A 587-nucleotide genomic window follows, 5' to 3' on the forward strand; every position below is an offset into this window, starting at 1 on the left:
TTATCTAACATACTATTAAAGGACTGTACAATATGGCCTAATTCGTTCTCGGATTTATAAGAAGTTCGAATTGTTAAATCTCCAGCAGATACTCGTTCCATATCTTTTTGTAATAATACAATTGGTTTTTTTATAGCATTTTTTGTTATAAAACCAATAAAAATGATTATTATGATTCCAACAAATGAAATAATTACAAATGTTATGATTGTATTTTTCACACTATTAACATTCTCTTTTTGTAGCTGTTCAGCAGCATTATTATTATATAAAATAAGTTCACGAATAGACTGAATTGTTTTTTCCATATTAGGGTCAATTTCTTTTAAATAATAGCTATAGGCTTCTTCATTATTAGTCAGTCCCAAATCTTGTGCTTTTTTCATTTGTACTCTTAAATCTTTAAATTGACTTTGAAACGCATTATACAAATCTTTTTCTTTATGAGAACTAATTCTAGTTTCAAATTGTTTTAACAGCTCATCATTTTCTTTTCTAGTCTTATCCATTTCTATTATGAGTTCTTTCATTCTTTTTTCATCTTTCGATATCATAATCTCCATAAAATTCATATTAACATGGTAAAA

At 25.7% G+C, this 587-nt stretch carries 1 protein-coding gene; it reads right to left on the bottom strand.

Annotation, left to right across the window (positions count from 1 at the left end; all coding sequences use genetic code 11):
- On the bottom strand, positions 1–587 hold a 587-nt coding region (locus DN403_RS30815), incomplete at both ends, for an MCP four helix bundle domain-containing protein (protein ID WP_149186130.1).

It is taken from the genome of Bacillus sp. AY2-1, from assembly GCF_008368965.1.
GTDB lineage: Bacteria > Bacillota > Bacilli > Bacillales > Bacillaceae_G > Bacillus_A > Bacillus_A thuringiensis_S.